The sequence below is a fragment of the Pseudoalteromonas sp. BDTF-M6 genome (assembly GCF_018334135.1).
Taxonomy (GTDB): domain Bacteria; phylum Pseudomonadota; class Gammaproteobacteria; order Enterobacterales; family Alteromonadaceae; genus Pseudoalteromonas.
This window is the reverse complement of record NZ_JAGXTQ010000008.1, coordinates 40,834-57,960: the sequence shown is the minus strand read 5'-3', so window position 1 is coordinate 57,960 and position 17,127 is coordinate 40,834. Positions and strand designations below refer to the sequence as shown.

At 49.8% G+C, this 17,127-nt stretch carries 16 protein-coding genes; 10 read left to right on the top strand and 6 right to left on the bottom strand.

Going from position 1 to position 17,127, the window contains the following annotated elements; all coding sequences use genetic code 11:
* Window positions 1-75: 75 nt before the first annotated feature.
* Both KD147_RS15595 and elbB read right to left on the bottom strand, forming a co-directional pair.
* Window positions 76-468: a c-type cytochrome gene (locus KD147_RS15595; protein ID WP_105253259.1), complete on the bottom strand. Its 393-nt coding sequence runs from the start codon at window positions 466-468 to the stop codon at window positions 76-78.
* Between the two features lie 177 nt (window positions 469-645).
* Window positions 646-1,296 (bottom strand): isoprenoid biosynthesis glyoxalase ElbB, encoded by a 651-nt coding sequence (gene elbB / locus KD147_RS15590; RefSeq protein WP_105253258.1) that lies wholly within the window; start codon window positions 1,294-1,296, stop codon window positions 646-648.
* A gap of 577 nt (window positions 1,297-1,873) precedes the next feature.
* Here elbB and polA point away from each other — a divergent pair.
* The 3 genes from polA (at window position 1,874) to KD147_RS15575 (ending at window position 6,186) form a co-directional block, all read left to right on the top strand.
* Complete coding sequence (gene polA / locus KD147_RS15585; RefSeq protein WP_212548448.1) at window positions 1,874-4,606, top strand: DNA polymerase I; 2,733 nt, start codon at window positions 1,874-1,876, stop codon at window positions 4,604-4,606.
* Window positions 4,607-5,054: 448 nt separating this feature from the next.
* Window positions 5,055-5,642 (top strand): YceI family protein, encoded by a 588-nt coding sequence (locus KD147_RS15580; RefSeq protein ID WP_105188563.1) that lies wholly within the window; start codon window positions 5,055-5,057, stop codon window positions 5,640-5,642.
* Entirely contained in the window at window positions 5,629-6,186 is a 558-nt protein-coding gene (locus tag KD147_RS15575; protein WP_212548447.1) for a DUF1285 domain-containing protein, read from the top strand. Before KD147_RS15580 ends, KD147_RS15575 begins: the two co-directional genes overlap by 14 nt.
* Here KD147_RS15575 and yihA read toward each other — a convergent pair.
* Entirely contained in the window at window positions 6,144-6,791 is a 648-nt protein-coding gene (gene yihA / locus KD147_RS15570) for a ribosome biogenesis GTP-binding protein YihA/YsxC (protein ID WP_212548446.1), read from the bottom strand. The two genes, KD147_RS15575 and yihA, sit on opposite strands and share 43 nt — an antisense overlap.
* Window positions 6,792-7,047: 256 nt before the next feature.
* Here yihA and KD147_RS15565 point away from each other — a divergent pair, with 256 nt between their 5' ends.
* The 4 genes from KD147_RS15565 to KD147_RS15550 all read left to right on the top strand — a co-directional run bounded on the left by KD147_RS15565 (window position 7,048) and on the right by KD147_RS15550 (window position 9,992).
* Window positions 7,048-7,680 carry a c-type cytochrome gene (locus KD147_RS15565; protein WP_212548445.1) on the top strand — a complete coding sequence of 211 codons (633 nt, stop codon included), beginning with the start codon at window positions 7,048-7,050 and terminating at the stop codon, window positions 7,678-7,680.
* 573 nt (window positions 7,681-8,253) lie between these two features.
* Window positions 8,254-8,910 carry a class I SAM-dependent methyltransferase gene (locus KD147_RS15560; protein ID WP_105253252.1) on the top strand — a complete coding sequence of 219 codons (657 nt, stop codon included), beginning with the start codon at window positions 8,254-8,256 and terminating at the stop codon, window positions 8,908-8,910.
* Window positions 8,911-8,919: 9 nt separating this feature from the next.
* On the top strand, window positions 8,920-9,495 hold the full coding sequence (yihI, locus tag KD147_RS15555; protein ID WP_212548444.1) for a Der GTPase-activating protein YihI: 576 nt from the start codon (window positions 8,920-8,922) through the stop codon (window positions 9,493-9,495).
* Window positions 9,492-9,992, top strand: a complete 501-nt coding sequence (locus KD147_RS15550) for a DUF2489 domain-containing protein (RefSeq protein ID WP_212548443.1) — start codon at window positions 9,492-9,494, stop codon at window positions 9,990-9,992. The genes yihI and KD147_RS15550 overlap by 4 nt, the downstream gene beginning before the upstream one ends.
* A gap of 71 nt (window positions 9,993-10,063) precedes the next feature.
* Here the strand turns inward: KD147_RS15550 and hemN are convergent, their stop codons facing one another.
* A complete protein-coding gene (gene hemN, locus KD147_RS15545; RefSeq protein ID WP_212548442.1) occupies window positions 10,064-11,434 on the bottom strand; it encodes an oxygen-independent coproporphyrinogen III oxidase in 1,371 nt (456 codons plus the stop codon).
* A gap of 166 nt (window positions 11,435-11,600) precedes the next feature.
* On the opposite strand from hemN, the gene KD147_RS15540 reads away from it, so the two are divergent.
* The 3 genes from KD147_RS15540 (at window position 11,601) to KD147_RS15530 (ending at window position 15,526) form a co-directional block, all read left to right on the top strand.
* Window positions 11,601-12,362 carry a Rossmann-fold NAD(P)-binding domain-containing protein gene (locus KD147_RS15540; RefSeq protein ID WP_212548441.1) on the top strand — a complete coding sequence of 254 codons (762 nt, stop codon included), beginning with the start codon at window positions 11,601-11,603 and terminating at the stop codon, window positions 12,360-12,362.
* A 149-nt stretch (window positions 12,363-12,511) separates the two neighbouring features.
* A complete protein-coding gene (gene hutI / locus KD147_RS15535; protein ID WP_212548440.1) occupies window positions 12,512-13,738 on the top strand; it encodes an imidazolonepropionase in 1,227 nt (408 codons plus the stop codon).
* 63 nt (window positions 13,739-13,801) lie between these two features.
* Window positions 13,802-15,526: an EAL domain-containing protein gene (locus tag KD147_RS15530; RefSeq protein ID WP_212548439.1), complete on the top strand. Its 1,725-nt coding sequence runs from the start codon at window positions 13,802-13,804 to the stop codon at window positions 15,524-15,526.
* Between the two features lie 17 nt (window positions 15,527-15,543).
* On the opposite strand, the gene KD147_RS15525 is transcribed toward KD147_RS15530, so the two are convergent.
* Window positions 15,544-16,596, bottom strand: coding sequence for a formimidoylglutamase (locus KD147_RS15525; protein ID WP_212548438.1), 1,053 nt, complete (start codon window positions 16,594-16,596; stop codon window positions 15,544-15,546).
* An 8-nt stretch (window positions 16,597-16,604) separates the two neighbouring features.
* Entirely contained in the window at window positions 16,605-17,126 is a 522-nt protein-coding gene (gene rraA, locus KD147_RS15520; RefSeq protein ID WP_212548437.1) for a ribonuclease E activity regulator RraA, read from the bottom strand.
* Window position 17,127: the final 1 nt, after the last annotated feature.

The window sequence follows — 17,127 nt, the reverse complement described above, 5'->3', positions numbered from 1 at the left end:
CCCAGGTCAAGGTATTCAGATAACAAAAAGGGAGGCAAAGCCTCCCTTTAAACAAGATGTTAGGTACTAAGGCGCTTACTGCTTAGTCATAAATGCGATAGCGGCTTTGATCTCATCATCAGAACAGTCCATGCAGGTACCGCGAGGAGGCATGGCGTTAAAGCCGTTAATTGCGTGGTCAAGCAGGGTGTCTTCACCCTTGGCTAGACGTGGTGCCCAGTCGGCTTCTGTTTTAGGTGCACCTAGTGCGCCAGAGCCGTGACAGGCGAAACACGAAGCCTGATACACTTGTTCACCACTACGCGGGCCAGCAGGGGCGGCATCAGCGGCAGCCGTTTGACCAGCTAGATAAACTGCGCCAATAGGCTGAAGACGTTTCTTGATCGCTTCTTCGGTCATAGCGTTGTCTTGAGGCTGTGCGTATACAGCGGTGGATAACAATAACAATGCGGCAGATAGTTTCTTCATGTTTCTTTGCTCATTCGGATGCTAGCGGTCAAAGCGACCGGGTGACGAAATATCAGCAAATTATAACCTCGCCAAACAATTTATAAAATGCCTAGCCTTTATTAATGTGTTAAAAAGTAGGCATTTTATGCTTTAGCGCAAATTTTTACTTGTATTTGGTTGTTTTTTGCTCACCCATCAAACCAAGCTCAGCAACTTATTAATTGCCTTTTCAATGCCGCTGGCCGCTTCCTTAATCGAGCCTGCCAGCATATAAGCCGGAGTAGAAACCACCTTGGCCTGCTCATCAACCACTATGTTATCAACGCTGCACTCTACATGTTCGGCGCCTAACGCGGTCAGCGCGGCGGCGGTGTCGGCATCATTGCCTATGGTCGCCTTGGTACCTTGCGGATAGATATGGGCGATAATCGCCGGGGCAATACACAGGTAGGCGGCGGGTTTATGCTGCTCGGCGAAGGCCTTACATGCGCGCTCAACGTCGGCGTTAAGGCTGCTATTAGGGCCTTTTAGGGCAAAGTCGCAAAGGTTTTTTGCGGCGCCAAAGCCGCCTGGCACTACCAGGGCATCGTAGTCGTCAACGTTCAACTCTTTTAGATCAAGGATCTCACCGCGGGCAATGCGCGCTGCTTCTTCAAGAACATTGCGTGTTTGCGGCTGTTCTTCACCGGTCAGGTGGTTGAGTACATGGTGTTGATTGATATTGGGGGCAAAACACTGGTATTGGGCGCCAGCCAGGTCGAGATAAAGCAGGGTTAATACCGATTCGTGAATTTCGGCCCCATCAAACACGCCACAGCCGCTAAGGATGATCGCTACCTTGGTCATAACTTTGAATTCCTAACTGAAAATTAACTAAAACAGTAAGGTAGCCAGCTAAGCCAGCTCCCGTCAATGCTCATTTATGCTTTATGAACCATAGCTTAAGAGAAAAAAGTTATAAAGGATCGCTGGGATCTTTGATCCATTATGCTAGAATGCTTAGCTGGTTATTTAGAAGGGTTACTCTAAACGCTCCTTACCAATAACCACTTTCCACAAAGGATTAAAAAAATAATAAGAAAATAAGATACGGAGTCTCTTCTTTTTTTCGCTTAAAAACAAAGAGTTAAATTTAATCTGATGTCAGTTTTATGACTTCGGAGGTTTTCTCGTGCTTTTTATCTACAAAGTTATCCACAGCTTATAATGGTGCATATGCGCCGGATCAGTGCAACGCACAGACAGGGTGACACTGTTTTTCCCCGATCATTTTCTGCGACGGTAGGCATCTTATAGTCAACAATGACAAATCGAGCCTAAGAACTCAGCGTAAAGACGGTTTGCACCATTTTGTTGCTCGTTTTCTTAGTCGCCTTATGGCATCCTTTAGCCATTAGCAATAACCCTATTAGAGTGCTGAAAAATGGCGCAAATCCCTGAAAATCCGCTTATCTTAGTTGACGGCTCCTCCTATTTGTTTCGCGCCTATCATGCGCCACCGCATTTGACTAACTCCAAAGGGGAGGCCACCGGCGCCATCTATGGTGTGGTGAATATGCTTAAAAGCCTGGTAAAGCAATATGACCCAACCCATATGGTGGTGGTCTTTGATGCCAAGGGCAAAACCTTCCGCAACGATATGTACAGCGAATATAAGGCGCATCGCCCGCCTATGCCGGATGACCTGCGCAGCCAGATTGCCCCCTTGCACGAGATCATTCGGGCCATGGGTTTTCCGCTGATCAGCATTGAAGGTGTGGAAGCGGATGATGTGATTGGCACCTATGCCCGAATCGCCAGCGAACAAAAACGCCACGTGTTGATCTCGACCGGCGATAAAGACATGGCGCAGCTGGTGAACGAGCATGTCACCCTGATCAACACCATGACCAACAGTATTTCCGATCCCGACTCGGTAAAAGAAAAGTTTGGTGTGGGCCCGGAGCGTATTATCGATTACCTCGCTCTCATGGGTGATAAGGTTGATAATATCCCAGGTGTTGAGGGTTGTGGCCCGAAAACCGCGGTGAAGTGGCTGGACAAATATGATTCCTTACAAGGGGTTATTGATCATGCCGATGAGATCAAAGGCAAAATTGGTGAAAAGCTGCGTAATGCGGTTGGTCAATTGCCACTGAGCTATGAGCTGGCAACCATTAAGCTTGATGTCGAGCTTGAATCCGATCTTGAGACGCTGAAATTACTTGAGCCGGATACCGATGCATTAATTAAACTATACGGTGAATGTGAATTCCGCCGCTGGCTCGCCGAGCTGCTGGATAAGGGCACGGATACCGACACGCATTTAGACACGCCTACTGATGCACAGGAAGTACCGAAAGCGGACGCCCATTATGAAACCATCTTAACCGAAGAGCAGCTAGATACCTGGGTTAAGAAGTTACAGGATGCCGAGCTGATTGCCTTTGATACCGAAACCACCAGTGTGGACTATATGCAGGCGCAGCTTGTGGGCATGAGCTTTGCCGTGGAAGTAGGCGAAGCCGCTTATTTACCCATTACCCATGACTATCCAGGGGCTCCCGAGCAGCTGCCGTTGGAGTTGATCCTGGCCAAGCTAGGGCCTATCTTAAGCGATAAAAATAAAGCCAAGGTCGGACAAAACCTTAAATACGATAAGAGTATTCTCGCCAATGCTGGCATCGAATTTAACGGCATTGCCTTCGACACCATGCTGGAGTCCTACGTATTTAACAGCGTCGGCACCCGCCATGATATGGACTCGCTGGCGCTAAAATACCTGGGCCACAAAAATATCAGTTTTGAGGACATTGCTGGCAAGGGTAAAAAGCAGCTGACCTTTAACCAAATCGAGCTAGAAAAAGCCGCTCCTTACGCCGCCGAAGACGCCGATATTACCCTGCGTTTGCATCAGCATTTATGGCCTAAGGTCGCAGCCGATGACAAGCTGAAGTCGGTGTTTTGCGATATTGAATTACCCTTAGTCGACGTGCTTTCCGATATCGAGCGTACCGGTGTGGTGATTGACTCGCAGATGCTGGCGCAGCACTCGCAACGTCTGGGTGAGCGTCTACAGGAGCTGGAAAAAGAAGCCTATGAGATGGCCGGTGAGGAGTTTAACCTCGGCTCCCCGAAACAATTGCAAGCCATCTTATTTGAGAAGCTTGAACTGCCGGTGATTAAGAAAACCCCGAAGGGGGCACCTTCTACGGCCGAAGAGGTATTGCAGGAGCTGGCCCACGATTATCCATTGCCTAAATTGATCATCGAGCACCGCGGTTTATCTAAGCTTAAGTCCACCTACACGGATAAGCTGCCGTTGATGGTCAATGAGAAAACCAAGCGGGTGCATACCTCCTATCATCAGGCGGTAACGGCCACCGGGCGTTTAAGCTCGACGGATCCGAACTTACAGAATATTCCGATTCGTTCGGAAGAGGGCCGTCGTATTCGCGAAGCCTTTGTCGCCAGTCCCGGCTATAAAATCGTCGCCGCCGACTACTCGCAAATCGAGTTACGTATTATGGCGCACCTATCTCAGGATAAGGGTTTGCTTAATGCCTTTGCTGAGGGACTGGATGTGCACAGCGCCACCGCCAGTGAAGTTTTCTCGGTGCCACTCGATGAGGTAACCAGCGATATGCGTCGTAAGGCCAAGGCCGTTAACTTCGGTTTGATTTATGGCATGTCGGCATTTGGTTTGGCTCGTCAGTTAGATATTCCGCGCCACGAAGCCCAGCACTATATGGATAAGTACTTTGAGCGCTTCCCAGGTGTTTTAGAGTATATGGAGCGTACTCGTGAAAGTGCCGCCGATAAGGGCTATGTGGAAACCCTGTTCGGTCGTCGATTGCATTTGCCTGAGATCAACGCCCGTAACGGTGCTCGCCGTAAGGCCGCCGAACGTGCAGCGATCAATGCGCCAATGCAGGGAACGGCAGCCGATATCATCAAAAAAGCCATGATCAGCGTGCATCAGTGGGTAACTGAGCAGCCCAAGGACAGCGTGAAGATCCTGATGCAGGTGCACGATGAATTGGTGTTTGAAATCAAGGAGCAGGATGTTGCCGCCTACACAGAGCAAATTTGTGCGCTGATGGCCGCAGCCGCCGAGCTGGATGTGCCCTTGATCGCCGAAGCCGACAGTGGCGACAACTGGCAACAAGCACACTAAGTCAAATAAAAGGGGGAGCGTCGGCTCCCCTTATTCTTCATCTTTTGTCCCGTCATACTCACTTTGCCAATTTAGGCTGGGTGCCTGCGAAAAATTTTTGCAAAAACTGTTCAATAGTTAAGCTTTTGTTAAATTGTATAATATTTGGTTTTTTTTGGTTTATAAGGAATTAAATATGCGCATAAAGGGGGCGAGGGCGTTTATTTATGGGGGGTGATTTGGTAAAGTCCGCCCGTCCTCATCCTGTAGGACATCCTGTTGATGATGTGCCACTCGCCTAGCGATGGTACAGCGTATTGATAGCTTCTCCCCAGATTGCTATAACCGGCTTGCTAATTGGTAAGCCGGCTTTTTCTTCCTATATTAACTTTCGCCGTTATCTCAATTACACTCTAGTTCTAGGATCCAACTTACCCTAGGTCAATCTCGCTAATTAAGGAACTGCGTTATGTTTAATTCGATTACTCGTACACTTTTGCTCTCCGCCGCGCTATTCGGTGGTGCTCAGGCTCATGCCGATTGGCAGGTGGCCAATGACCAAAGCCGTGTGAATTTTGTTTCCGTTAAGAATAACCAAATAGCAGAAAATCATTACTTTAAGCAGATTTCCGGGGTGTTGAGCGACGCCGGTGAGTTTAATTTAACCATAGACCTTGCCAGCGTGGAAACGCAGATCCCTATTCGCAACGAGCGCATGCAGAAGATGTTATTTAACACCGTAGAGTTTCCTGCATTAACTTTGCAGGCGGATGTTAAAGCGCTTTTGGCCGAGCTTAAGCAACAAGGTAGCGCGCAAGCCAACCTGGACGCGACCGTCAGCCTGCATGGGAAAACGCAAACCGTTAATATCGATCTGCTGGCCAGCCTGGATAAAAACAATAATATCCAGGTAAGCTCAATGGCACCTGTATTGGTAAAGCCTGCTGATTTTGCCCTGACCTCGGGCATTGACGAGTTGCAAAAAGTGGCCGGGTTGAAATCCATTACCCGCGCCGTGCCAGTCTCTTTTGTGCTGACCCTGAATGAGTCAAAATAACGACCCCTTGGCTTCCTTGTCGCGCTTGATCGAACAGCAAAGCGCGCCGATGGAGCAGTGGCAGCCGCAGGATTGCGGCGCCATTGATATTCATATCAGCGCCGACGGCATTTGGCACCATCAAGGCAGTGCGATTAAGCGCATGCCACTGGTGCAACTTTTTGCCAAGGTGCTGTGCCGCGAGCAGGATCAGTATTACTTAAAAACACCGGTTGAAAAAATGGCCATCAGCGTTGCCGATGCGCCCCTGCTCATCATTGATTGGCGCCTGCAAGAGTTGCCCGAGCATGACACACATCATCCGCTGCTGATCTGCCGTGACAATATCGGCCGTGAGTTTATAGTCGGTGAGTTGCATCCGCTGGTGCTGCACAAAGATGTTCATGGCCAGGAAGTGCCTTATTTGCAGTTGCCTCATAATGTCGAGGCCAAGGTGTCGCGGGCGGTGTTTTATGCGTGGGCTCAGGAGTTGGTCGAGACCACGCAGCAGGAGTTTGTTCTTTATTCCGGGGCGGCTTCGTTTTCGCTTGGCGGGTTAACCTGAACCGGGCCTAAAAACCATTCGTCGAGCTGTTTTTGCAGCTCGTTCAAGCCCGTGCCTTTTAGCGAAGAAAAGGCATGTACCTTGATAGACTCGGAAACTTCGGCTAGTTCTCGACGTACCTTAAGCACTTCGGATTTACGCTTACCCTGTTTGAATTTATCGGCCTTGGTGAGTAGCGCCAACACCGGAATATCGCTGCCGCTGGCCCATTCGATAAGCTGTCTATCCAAGTCTTTTAATGGATGGCGAATATCCATCAGTACCACCAGACCTTTAAGGCTTTGGCGTTTTTGCAGATACTCGCCTAACGATTTTTGCCACTTCTTTTTCATTTCAATAGGAACTTTGGCAAAACCATAGCCGGGTAGGTCAATTAAGCGTTGATCTTCGCCTAAGGCAAAGGCATTAATCAACTGGGTACGGCCCGGAGTTTTACTGGTTCGCGCCAATTTCTGCTCGGTAAGGGTATTGAGCGAGCTAGACTTTCCGGCGTTTGAACGCCCTGCAAACGCGATTTCAATACCAGTATCTTCCGGTAATTTAGTAATATCCGGGGCGCTGGTGATGAATTGCGCTTGGGTGTAATTGACACGTGATTTAGCCACATTGACTCCTGAAGTGAGGGGCTCGAAACTGATCTAAGGGTTATTTTATATCAGTTTGGGGTGAACCTAAAGGCTCTCCAACCACAGGATAAATTGATTTAAATCCAGTTCACTTCAATTTTTTTCCTTAAAACCCCGCTTTTTATAAGTTTAATATGGGTAGAAAACGTGCCAGAGAAATTTTTATCGTGTAGAATAGTGCCATTGCATCGAAACGATTGTATTGAAATACAGGGTCTGGAACAGAGAATTTACCATGAAGAAATTAGCACTATCTTTAACTTTGCTAGTTGGTGTGTTGAGTGCAAACAACGCAGCAGCATTCGATGGCGACATTAACGCTGGTAAAGACAAATCGGCTACATGTGCTGCTTGTCACGGCGCAGATGGTAACGCCCCAGTTAATATGTACCCTAAGATTGCGGGTCAGCATGCAGAGTACATTTACAAGCAATTGAAAGAATTCAAACTTGGCATGACTTCTGGCGGCAAAGAGGGTCGTATGGATCCTGTTATGAGTGGCATGGCTATGCCACTGAGCGACCAAGACATGAAAGACTTGGCTGCTTACTTCTCATCTTTACATATGTCTGAAGGCTCAACTCCTGAAGACGTAGTGGAAGTTGGTCAAAAACTTTACAAAGCCGGTGATGCCGAGCGTGGTATTCCTGCCTGTGCAGCGTGTCACGGTCCTCGTGGTAACGGTACCTCACTAGCAGGTTTCCCTAAGGTGTCTTTCCAGCATCCTGAGTACATCAAGAGTCAGCTTGAGAAATTCCGCAGCGGTGTGCGTGCAAACGACCACAACGGCATGATGCGTGATATCGCGATGAAGCTAACGGATAAAGACATTGAAGTACTTTCTAAGTACCTAGGTGGCTTGCACTAAGAGTTTCTGCTTAGAGTGGACGTCTGAACGGCGACACCTAGTTAAGTATTTAAAAAAGCAGCATTAGCTGCTTTTTTAACGGGTCTTTTTACGCAGGGATATGTCTTACTTGCTTGTGAGACATTGACCATGGTTGCATGTGAGTTATTGCTCAAATTTAATGGTCAATTAATGCTAACTTAATGAAAAGGCTAGTGTTAACTATAACTGAATAGGTGTTTTTTAATAAAAAAGTTATAAATTAGTTGTAACTAATTTATGAGTCAGTAAATTATCTGCTGTCGCAACAAAGAATTACAACAGGGATCAGAGCATAGGAAGCGCGACAAGCTAGTGCGCTAGGGGAGCATCGAAAGATGCACCACATGGAAGAAGTAGAAAGCGTTAGGAAGACCGAGAAAAATAAAGCACCACACGGAAGAAAAATAACAACAATACGGAAAGTAATAATAATAAAAATAATAAATACAGACTGATAAAAAAGTCGAAGGGAGAAGTGTCCAATAGTAGTTGGCGCTCGAGTTATCCGGCGGTAGAGTTTTGCTCTACCGCCTTTTTATTTGTCCTGTTACAATGCGCACCATGAAAGCGATCTCCTGCCCCTTGTGCGACAGTGCGCAAATCAGCCATTATCATCAAGATAAAGTACGCGACTATTGGCAATGTGCCGATTGCGCCTTAGTGTTTGTGGCCGCGTATCAGCACCTAAGTGCGGCCGATGAAAAAGCCATCTATGATCAGCACGAGAATGACCTCAATGATGAAGGTTACCGTCGCTTTCTTACACGGATTTTTACGCCCTTGAATGAGCGTTTGACGATGGCCAGTTCAGGTTTGGACTTCGGCTGTGGCCCTGCGCCCATGTTGGCAACCATGCTACAAGAGCAAGGGCATACCGTGGCCTTGTATGATCTGTATTACCAGCCTCAACAACAGGTATTACAGGCTCGTTATGACTTCGTTTGTAGTACCGAAGTGATCGAGCACCTAGCACAACCGCAACAGCAATTGCAGGTGTGGCTAGAATTATTACGCCCAGGTGGGACGTTAGCGTTAATGACAAAACTGGTGATCGATGTACAACGCTTTGCCACTTGGCACTACAAAAATGATCCGACGCACATAGCCTTTTATAGCAAAGAAACCTTTGCCTATATTGCCGAGCGTTTTGGATTAACCCTTGAATTTATCGCGGCCGATGTCATCTTTTTAACAAAGCCCGCAACGTAGAGACACGCTATGACCAGAAAGAAAAAGTCACGCAAAGTCATTAACAATGGCACCGCGCGCTTAAGTAAAGACAAATTGAGAGAGCTTCGTGCGCTAAAAGAGCTGCGCGCCAAGAAAAAGACAAAGGGTGCCCAGGCGGGTAACCGTAACTCCCAGCTGTTAAAGGTGGAAAGCACAGAAGCCAAGGGCGGTGCCAGCGGAGATAATCGCGTGGGCAGTAAAAAGCCGGTTAGCCTGACCCCTGAGGCCGTGACGGCGCAGCCGCAAAAGCCGCAGGTGCGCAAAGACCTTAAACCGCAAGCCGTGCTGAGCACCTATATAGAACCGGAGCTGACGCCGGAGCAGGAGCTGGAGCAATTGGAGTCCGATGAGCGCCTATTGGCCCTAATCGAGCGTCACGACAATGGCGAAATCTTGCAAGGTAAAGACGCCAAGTACTTTAATGCTAAGGTTGAGCGCCATCAGCAACTATGTGAAATCCTCGGTTTGGATGATGACGACTTCGAGGACGACGAAGACCTGCTTGATGACTATATGAATGACTCTTTGGCCGATGAATGGCTTGATGACGAGGATGAAAAATGACTAGCCCGTGGATCATAGCTCTAATTATTGGTGCCTTGATCGTTGCCGGCTTGGCATTTTATGCAGGCCGCTTATTGTGGCAGGTACGTGAGCAAAACCAGCGTTTGGCAAAACAGCAGGCAGAATATGCGCAAAAACGTGCCGCCCGTAACGCCAAACTGAGCGATAGCATTAACCTGATCGCCAAGGCCATGAAAGAGGGTCAGTGCGAATACTCCGAGGGCTGTTTGCGAGTATGGGTATTGATGAGCCAGCACAGCCGTGCGCAAGAGCTGAACTTGGAAGTGGAATACCCGGGTGTGTTTGCCATGTATGAGGCGGTCAAAGACCTGCCGACTCATGATGCACGCAAGAAGTATTCGAAAAAGGAAATCTTTAAGCAAGACAGTGCCCGTTGGCGCAAAGAGCAGGAGCTTGAAGAGCAAATCCTGGCCGATAGCGAAAAGCTGGTCATGCATTTTGATGCAGACCCAAATAGCAAACACGTATTTATGTAGCTATTTACGCCTAACCGGCATGTATATCCACAAAAAAGCCGCCTGTTGGCGGCTTTTTGCTGTCTAAGTTATCAGATAACCCGAGAGAAACGCTGCTGGTTGATCTGGCTTTGCAGGTAAGCATCGAAACACATGCAGATGATGCGAATAAAGAGCACGCCAGAGGCGTTGATGCTGATAATGTCGTCCTTGATAGTGAGCATATCATCGTCGATAAAGCCCTGTAGTTGCGCTAATTCATCGGCAAAGTGCTGTTTAAAGTCGAATTTGTAGCGCTGTGAAAATGCCGCCATATCGAGCTCAAAGTGACAGATCAATTGCTTGATCACCGCCGCCCTTAACTCGTCTTCGTCCGTTAAACGGATTTCCTTGCAGGCGCTCAACTGGTTTTGCTCCAAAGCCCCGTAATAGCTTTTTAGCTCCTTTTGATTTTGGATGATATGCCCGTGTAATTGCGAAATGGCCGACACCCCAAGGCCGAGCAAGGGCAGGTCGCCACCTAGGGTATAACCCTGGAAGTTACGATGCAGATGCCCCTCGCGCTGGGCGATGGCCAGTTCATCATCCTTTTTGGCGAAGTGATCCATGCCGATAAACTGGTAGTCGGCCGCTATCATGCGCTCCAGGGTTTGCTTAAACATGGTCAGCTTGGCCGCGGCACTGGGCAAGTCGGCATCTTTAATCTTACGCTGGGCGGCAAAACGGCTCGGCAGGTGCGCATAGTTAAATACCGACACCCGATCCGGGCCGATAGCCAATAAGCGCTCGATGGAGACGGCAAAAGATTCGGGAGTTTGCAGCGGCAGGCCATAGATCATATCCACATTAACCGAATTAAAGCCCACCTCTTTGGCGCGGCGCACCAGAGCTTCGACCTCATTGGCACATTGCGGGCGGTTGACCGCCAGTTGCACCTCATCATTGAAATCCTGAACTCCGAAGGAAATGCGATTGAACCCCAGTTGCTGTAATTCATCGATCCGCTCAAGGGCGAGATCCCTCGGGTCAACTTCTATGCTGCGCTCGCCATCCCCGGCCAAGGTGAAGTATTGCTCCAGCATCGCCATCAAGCGGGCCATTTGTGCTTTATCTAAGAAGGTGGGTGTACCGCCGCCTAAATGCAACTGTTGCACCTCCAGGTGCTGACAATGCGTGCTCAGCAAGGCCATTTCCTTGCTCAGATAATCCAGATACAGGTCGGCCTTATGCTGATGGCGGGTGACCACCTTATTACAGCCGCAGTAGTAGCACAGCTGATGGCAGAAGGGGATATGAATATACAAGGACAGCCCACCGCTTGGGCACTGCTCTAGAGCCCGCACCAGGGTTTGTGTATTGGCTCCGGACTCCAGCTGTAAAGCCGTTGGGTAAGAGGTATATCTTGGCCCTGAGACGTTATATTTGTTGATTAGCTTACTTTGCCACTGCACTTGTTTGATCACGACGCATATCTACTTTGGTTAATGATAATAAGCAGTGTAAATAAAAGTCCCCGGCCCAGTGTTGATCTGCAGCAATAATTGCGGCGCTTGTTCGGTTTGGGGCGGCAATAGTATGATGAGCTTAATCTCAGAACTGATGCAGTGCACGACAAGGGTAGGCGAATAAATGGATAAGAAACTAGTAATCATCGGCGCCGGTTGGCTCGGCGAGGCTCTGGCGCAAGAGGCCTTGGCCCAGGGCTGGCAGGTAGAGGCAACGCATCGAGAGCAGGGAACGCAAGCCCATGAGCGCCAGTTTGCCCTGCAAGAGGACGGTTCCCAGGTGCACAATGTGTCCCTGACGGATGCCTATTGGGTGTGTGCCATGAGCCCAGGCGCCAGACGTCAACCAAGTAACTATCAGCAAAGCCTGGAGCATGCCCTGGCTTTATATCAGCAGCTCAATGGTAAAGGCTTTGTGCTGTGCTCCAGTACCGGGATTTATGATCAGCAAAGCGGTCAGTACGATGAGCGCAGTGCTTTGAGCTTAGCAACGGCGCGGCAACAGCGTCTCGCTCAGGCGGAACAAACGACGCTGGCTGCCGGAGCTAAGGTGCTGCGCTTAGGCGGCTTGGTCGGGCCTAACCGTGAGCCGGGCCGCTTTGTTGCCGGTAAAACCCTATCCTCGCACCCGGAGGATAAGGTGAATATGGTGCATCGCGATGATGTGATAGCCGGTATCCTGACCTTGATTCAACACTACCCGCAGGCGCAACCCATTTACAACCTGGTTCATCCGAGCCACCCGTCTAAACAGAACTACTACCAAGTGCATTGTCAGCGAAGGGGAACCCAGGTCCCCCAATTTAGTGCCGAGCAGCCGGTGGCTCGGGTCATTAACGGCGGTGCCATCGAGGAACTTGGTTTTACCTACGGCCATGATATTTAAAGCGCAAAGATTACTGCACAGTTAACTTAACACTCGCGGCGAATGGGTGTTTTTCTCATGGGTGATAAATTTTGCGCTGCCCACTGGCCGTGTGTAACATGGCGCATAATTTCTTGTCTATACAAGTAGGGCTTATTTTGGAGAACAGCATGCACATTGATCAGGTTATTATTGATGCCAATATCGCAACCATGGTTGCGACCGCCAACGATGACTACGGTATTATCGAAAACGGCGCTGTATTGCTAAGCGGCGATAAAATCGCTTGGGTGGGACCCATGGCAGAGATGCCTGAAGTGGATCTATTGTCATTACCCGTCTATTCCGCTGGCGGTGCCTGGCTGACTCCTGGGTTGGTGGACTGCCACACCCATATTGTTTTTGGTGGTAATCGCTCACAAGAGTTTGAGCGTCGTTTGCAGGGCGAAAGCTATGAAAGCATTGCCCAACAAGGTGGCGGAATTGCCACCACGGTACGAGCAACGCGTGCTGCCGAACCAGAAGAGCTTTTTACTAAGGCCAAGCAGCGTCTTGACGCCCTGATGCGTGAAGGTGTGACCACGGTGGAAACCAAGTCGGGCTACGGCTTGGATTTAGCCAGCGAAATTAAGTTGCTGGAAGTGGCGGCGTTACTGAATGAGCATCATCCACTGCATATCGAAAGCACCTTCTTGGGCGCCCACGCCCTGCCACCAGAGTACAAGGGCGATGCCGATGGTTATATCGACCTGGTATGCGAGCAAATGCTGCCGGCCGTAGCCCAGAAAAAACTGGCTAGCGCAGTTGATGTGTTTTGTGAAAATGTCGGCTTTAATCATGCACAAACCGAGCGTGTGTTTAAGCGCGCCAAGAAGCTGGGCTTCAATGTTAAGTTACACGCCGAGCAGCTTTCTAACATGCATGGCACAGAATTGGCTGCCCGCTATCAGGCGCTGTCGGCGGATCACCTGGAGCACCTTGATGAAGCCGGTGTAAAGGCCATGAAGGATGCTGACATGGTCGCTGTATTGCTGCCTGGCGCCTTTTACTATCTGCGCGAGACCAAGTATCCACCTATCGAGCTATTGCAGCGCTATGAGGTGCCCATTGCTATTGCCACCGACTTCAACCCGGGTACCTCACCGCTGTGTTCCATTCAATTAATGATGAATATGGCCTGTACCTTATTCCGTTTAACGCCGGGGCAAAGCCTGCTTGGGGTGACCCGTTATGCCGCCAAGGCTTTGGGCCTGAATGACCGCGGTCAGCTTGCTGCCAACATGCGTGCCGACATCGCTTTATGGGACATCGAACACCCGTCGCAATTAAGCTATGAATTCGGCACCGAACCCTTGAAAAAGCTTTGGATTCAGGGTGCATTAAGTAAGGCTTTCTGATCATGTGTGACTAAATCCTAAGTGGCTGGGCTCTCAGCCACTCACACAATGATTATAAAAACTATGATAACCAGTATTCACCTTGGTGCCTTTATTTGCGGCTTATTTATAATGGCATTGCTGATCAGCGTGGTCTTGCTCAGCGAACGTAAAGACGGCATCAGTGCGATGTGTTATTCGCTTGCAGGATTAGCCTACGTTGGTGGCCAATGGCACGTCGCCAGCGGGATTTTAGTTGTGGCCTTTGCCGCGCGTTGGTGGCTGTTCTATCGCCATCAAGGCCGCCAAATGGTGATTGCCCGCGGCGCCTTGGTGGCTCTGCAACTATTGGTTGTTGCTCTGAACCTGGTGTTGCCTTTGCACTTCGCCTGGCTGTGTATTCTGCCGTTAGTGTTGCAAGTCATGGCCTTTATGGAGCTTGAAGGCAACGACGATGAACAGCTGTTACAGGCTCAGCATAATGAACTCAACGCCCGCAGCCTGCCCGTTATCTCTTGGGGTCAGGCGGTCACTCAGTACAACCTATGGCGTCAGGAGCATAATCATCAGGTTGCCTTACTTTTGTTGCAGGTGGAAGGGTACGAGCAGCTAAACCGCTCACTCGGTCAGGAATTTGCCGAATTGGTACTGATGCAAAGTCTGGCCCGCATTAATCAGGTGGCGGCTCAGCCAACCGTGTTGAACCTGCAGAAGCGTCAGCAGTTTGCCGTTGAAGTCTTTCAAGTTGCCCCTCTGTGTTACGGTCTGGTCATAGATATCAGCCCAGACAGCCACTGTCATGAGCGTCTAGCCGAGGATATTACCGAAGTACTGCAAAAGCCGTTTAATTCTCGTCACGGGGTGGTGGAACTGAAACCACATATCGCCCTAAGCACGGGCATGGCCGCTGAGACCTCGTTGGATGATTTACTGCAGCAGGGCTACAAAGCCATCGAGTATCATCCGCAGCAGCGTATCTGCCATTATAATGACGCTCTTGAGCAGCAAGCCGCTGCCCATCAGCAGCAACTCCATTTGCTGAGCACGGCGGACTTTGAGCGTGATTTTTCTTTGTATTTCCAGCCGGTTATAGATCTTGAAGGGAACAAGCCGCTTTATGCCGAGTTGTTATTGCGCTGGCAGCACCCGGAACGCGGGGTGGTAGAAGCGAAAGACTTTATCAGCGATTTACGCGCCGTGGGGCGAGGCTATAAGTTGGCTTTCCATGTGCTTGAGCGCGCCGCCGAAATGGCCATGGCGCTGAAAATGGATGGTTTGGCCATGCCGGTCAGCGTCAATCTTTTCGGTGAGGAGATACTTCACGACGAGTTTGTTGAGTTCGCCGGCCGTATCTTGCGTGAGCACACCTTGAAGCCGGGAGACTTGATTATTGAGTGCCCGCTACAGGTGGTGATGTCATTAGATAAGCGCGGCCTGGCCTTATTAACTCGTTTGCACCAGCAAGGGATTCATTTATGTCTCGATGGCATGGGTGAAACACCGCTATTCCTGGCGAAATTACCGAAGATCAATCTCGAATACGTTAAAGTCGACCCAAGTCTAACCGCCGATGTTGATTACACCAGTGCCAACAAAGCATTGTTGAACGGGTTGATCGATATGCACCGTCACCTTAAGGCTAAGGTGATTTGTCAGGGCGTGGGCACAAGCACCCAATTAAGCTATGTGAAAGAGTTTAACGTGCAAGGGGCGCAGGGTTATGTGTATACCCATCCCCTGCCGGCAGATGGTTTATTGAGCTGGACGCGCCAATGGCATCACCAGCAGCAAAGCGCCTCTACCTGGTAAAGGCGCTTATTCTTTGTTTAGCTGTGGTAGCGAGCGCGTAAGAAGGCGATCACTAGAGCGCTAAGCAGCTGTCCGGCGGCATTAAAACCGGCGCTGGAGCCATTCGGGTCCTGGCTGGGTGCCGCTTCACATAAATGTAAATAGGCCACATCGCTATCGCAGGTGGCGTTATACACATATTGCTCGGCGTCACCTAAAGACATACCTCGATAATTCAAGGCACTGGCTGGTGCCAGGGTAATGGCATCGATATCCAACTCTATGGCCAAAGGTGCCTGGTGGGTAAAGCTGTCCAGGGCATCATTAACACTTTGTGCAATCGAGGTTTGTGCCAGCACCTTCAGGCTGTGATAGCTGGTATAGGTGCTGTCATGCTGGGCCATGGCCGCTAAGATGGCGGCATTATTCTTTTGCTGATCCAATGCCACCACATGATAGTGCTTCAGGTAACCCTCCGCCGCAGCGTAATGGAAGCCATTGCCGCTATGGCGACCTTCAAGGGCGCGGAAATCGCCGTGAGGATCAAGGTTAATGGCATTAACTGCTGTGTTGTAATGCTTGGCGCTGGCCGCTAAGAGCGGGTAGCAATTGTTATGGCCGCCGCCAATCACAATGGGCGTCAGTCCGGCCGCGAAAATGGCGGCGATAACAGGCTCAATACGTTGATCCAGCTCACTGCATAAGGCTCGCAATTGCGCTAAGTCGTCGGCGTTACCATTATCGAGTGCCTGACTTTGTTGTTGCAGATCGGCACAATCGACCTCTCCAAGCAGCAACACGTCCTGCACCGGGGTAAATTCATTGACCGGGATATTGAGGAACTTCGCCAAAAAAGCACGAAAACCTTGGTCGGCACCGCCTTTTCCTAGATTGGCTCGGGGGCCTATGTCTTCGGGGATGCCTAAGATCACATAGCGAATACCAAAATCTTTGGCGTCTTTTAGCGCCTGGCTAAATTCCACCTCGGTATCGAGCAGGGCAATGCTTTGAAAGACGCGCTGCTCGGCGTTGCGGGCGGCAACCAAGTCGGCAATGCTCTGCTCGTCATAGATACTAACTGCATATTCCATAGCGGCGATTAATCGTCTAGGCCAATTAGCTCGTCGTCCTCGACATACTCGAGTTCAAGCTCTTCGGCGGAGATAATAATACCGGTGCTATCGGCGTACAGAAAATCGTCTTCATAGAAGGAAACGCCGGCGAAATTAACCGGAATGCCTTCTTCACCCGGGGCCAGGTTGTCGGCGGCCACGGGAATAGAGGCGATGGCTTGTATGCCAAGCTCTAACTCTTCGAGCTCATCGACATGGCGTACGGCGCCATACACTATGATCCCTTCCCAGTTGTTTTCCACCGCCAGCTCCGCCAGTTCGATGTCGAGCAGGGCACGGCGAGTAGAACCACCGCCATCGACTAAGAGTACCGAATTGGTACCATCTTGTTGCAAAACTTCGCGAATGAGCTGGTTACTTTCAAAACACTTGATGGTGCGAATACGCCCGCAAAAGGCAACGCGGCCACCAAAATTAATGAACATAGGTTCGAGTACATCGACTACATCAGCAAAGTGATCACACAGTTCAGAGGTACTATATTCCATC

What these genes read in the sequence shown, in the direction of transcription:
- rraA (WP_212548437.1), bottom strand. Translation starts at nt 17,126, where the DNA reads ATGGAATATAGTACCTCTGAACTGTGTGATCACTTTGCTGATGTAGTC.
- KD147_RS15560 (WP_105253252.1), top strand. Translation starts at nt 8,254, where the DNA reads ATGCGCACCATGAAAGCGATCTCCTGCCCCTTGTGCGACAGTGCGCAA.
- KD147_RS15575 (WP_212548447.1), top strand. Translation starts at nt 5,629, where the DNA reads ATGAGTCAAAATAACGACCCCTTGGCTTCCTTGTCGCGCTTGATCGAA.
- polA (WP_212548448.1), top strand. Translation starts at nt 1,874, where the DNA reads ATGGCGCAAATCCCTGAAAATCCGCTTATCTTAGTTGACGGCTCCTCC.
- KD147_RS15595 (WP_105253259.1), bottom strand. Translation starts at nt 468, where the DNA reads ATGAAGAAACTATCTGCCGCATTGTTATTGTTATCCACCGCTGTATAC.
- KD147_RS15580 (WP_105188563.1), top strand. Translation starts at nt 5,055, where the DNA reads ATGTTTAATTCGATTACTCGTACACTTTTGCTCTCCGCCGCGCTATTC.
- elbB (WP_105253258.1), bottom strand. Translation starts at nt 1,296, where the DNA reads ATGACCAAGGTAGCGATCATCCTTAGCGGCTGTGGCGTGTTTGATGGG.
- KD147_RS15530 (WP_212548439.1), top strand. Translation starts at nt 13,802, where the DNA reads ATGATAACCAGTATTCACCTTGGTGCCTTTATTTGCGGCTTATTTATA.
- yihI (WP_212548444.1), top strand. Translation starts at nt 8,920, where the DNA reads ATGACCAGAAAGAAAAAGTCACGCAAAGTCATTAACAATGGCACCGCG.
- hutI (WP_212548440.1), top strand. Translation starts at nt 12,512, where the DNA reads ATGCACATTGATCAGGTTATTATTGATGCCAATATCGCAACCATGGTT.
- KD147_RS15550 (WP_212548443.1), top strand. Translation starts at nt 9,492, where the DNA reads ATGACTAGCCCGTGGATCATAGCTCTAATTATTGGTGCCTTGATCGTT.
- KD147_RS15540 (WP_212548441.1), top strand. Translation starts at nt 11,601, where the DNA reads ATGGATAAGAAACTAGTAATCATCGGCGCCGGTTGGCTCGGCGAGGCT.
- KD147_RS15565 (WP_212548445.1), top strand. Translation starts at nt 7,048, where the DNA reads ATGAAGAAATTAGCACTATCTTTAACTTTGCTAGTTGGTGTGTTGAGT.
- KD147_RS15525 (WP_212548438.1), bottom strand. Translation starts at nt 16,596, where the DNA reads ATGGAATATGCAGTTAGTATCTATGACGAGCAGAGCATTGCCGACTTG.